Genomic DNA, 1,507 nt, shown 5'->3' on the forward strand with positions numbered 1-1,507 from the left:
GCCCGGAGGTGACCGCCATCAGCAGGCCGACGAAGCCGGCAATGCCGCTGGCCAGCAGCAGCGACGTGAACAGGAAGGCCACCACGGCCGCACCGCCCCCCGCGATCAGCCCACGCACCGGCCGCGGCAGGCGGCCGAGTACGGCGCGCAGGATCGAACCGACGAAGAAGCCGATGACCACCGCCACGATCCACCCATCGCCCCCACCCTCGCCCTGCTGGGTGCGGTGCGCGCTGACCGGTGCCGGCAGCGGCTCGCCGTCGATCAGCTTGACCAGCACGCCGGACGCCGCAGTGATGCCACCGGCATAGTCACCGGCGCGGAACGACGGCACCAGGTATTCCTGGATCACGCGGTTGGCGATCGCATCGGGGATCGCGCCTTCCAGGCCGTAGCCCGGTTCGATGCGCACCCGCCGGTCATCCTTGGCCACCACCAGCAGCACCCCGTCATCCACGCCCTTGCGGCCCACCTGCCACTGGTCGAAAACCCGGGTGGTGTACTGGGCGATGTCTTCCGGCTGCGTGCTGGGCACGATCAGCACCTGCAGCTGGCTGCCCTTGCGCTGCTGCAACTCCACCGCCTGCTGCTGCAGCTGGCGGATCTGCGCGGCATCCAGGGTGCCGGTGGTATCGACCACCGGTGAATCCAGCTGCGGGATCGCCGCCAGTTCCTGCGCCTGCAGGCTACCCAGCGGCAGGCACAGCAGCAGCAACCAGCCCAGCAGGCGCAGGTGCATCGATCAGCCGCCCGGCTGCGGCTGCGGGGCCGGCTGCTGCGGGGCCGGCGCACCGGTGTTGAACTTCACTTCCGGGGCGTTGGAAATCTGCGCTTCGTTTTCCACCGTGAAGTTCGGCTTGACCTGGTAACCGAAGATCTTGGCGGTCACTACCTGTGGGAACGAGCGGATGTAGGTGTTGTAGTCCTGCACCTGCTGGATGTAGCGGCCACGGGCCACGGTGATGCGGTTCTCGGTGCCTTCCAGCTGCGCCTGCAGGTCGCGGAAATTGGCATCGGACTTCAGCACCGGATAGTTCTCGGTGACCACCAGCAGCCGCGACAGCGCACTGCCGAGCTCGCCCTGGGCCTGCTGGAACTGGCGCAGCGAGGCTTCGTCATCGGCGTTCACATTGATCTGGCCGACCCGCGAACGGGCTTCGGTGACTTCGGTCAGCACCTGGCGCTCCTGGGTGGCGAAGCCCTGCACGGTATTGACCAGGTTGGGCACCAGGTCGGCGCGGCGCTTGTACTGGTTGAGCACTTCGGCCCAGCTGGCCTTGACCGATTCGTCCTTCTGCTGGATGGCGTTGTAACCGCAGCCAGACAACAGGGAAGCCAGCAGGAGCAAGGGGATGAGGCGGGTCAGCAGGCGCATGGCCAGGCTCCACGGGGTGTTGGAAGCCGGAGCATCGCATGTTCCAGGTGAATGGGTTGCCGTGGGGCTGGTCGAACGGGTGGAACCCCCTCGCGGGTGGCTGGCTTACGGCAGCCGGGTTGGCGCCGGCCG

At 67.6% G+C, this 1,507-nt stretch carries 2 protein-coding genes; both read right to left on the reverse strand.

Annotation, left to right across the window (positions count from 1 at the left end):
• Positions 1 to 739, reverse strand: a 739-nt coding sequence (locus tag ABB28_RS17470) for a TPM domain-containing protein (protein WP_057687620.1), incomplete at its 3' end; no start/stop codon positions are given.
• A gap of 3 nt (positions 740 to 742) precedes the next feature.
• Entirely contained in the window at positions 743 to 1,375 is a 633-nt protein-coding gene (locus ABB28_RS17475) for a LemA family protein (protein WP_057687621.1), read from the reverse strand.
• Positions 1,376 to 1,507: the final 132 nt, after the last annotated feature.

Origin of the sequence: Stenotrophomonas chelatiphaga, from assembly GCF_001431535.1 — a bacterium.
Lineage (GTDB): Bacteria > Pseudomonadota > Gammaproteobacteria > Xanthomonadales > Xanthomonadaceae > Stenotrophomonas > Stenotrophomonas chelatiphaga.

Excerpts from the sequence above, each read along its gene's own strand:
- ABB28_RS17475 (WP_057687621.1), bottom strand. The coding sequence starts at position 1,375 with ATGCGCCTGCTGACCCGCCTCATCCCCTTGCTCCTGCTGGCTTCCCTG.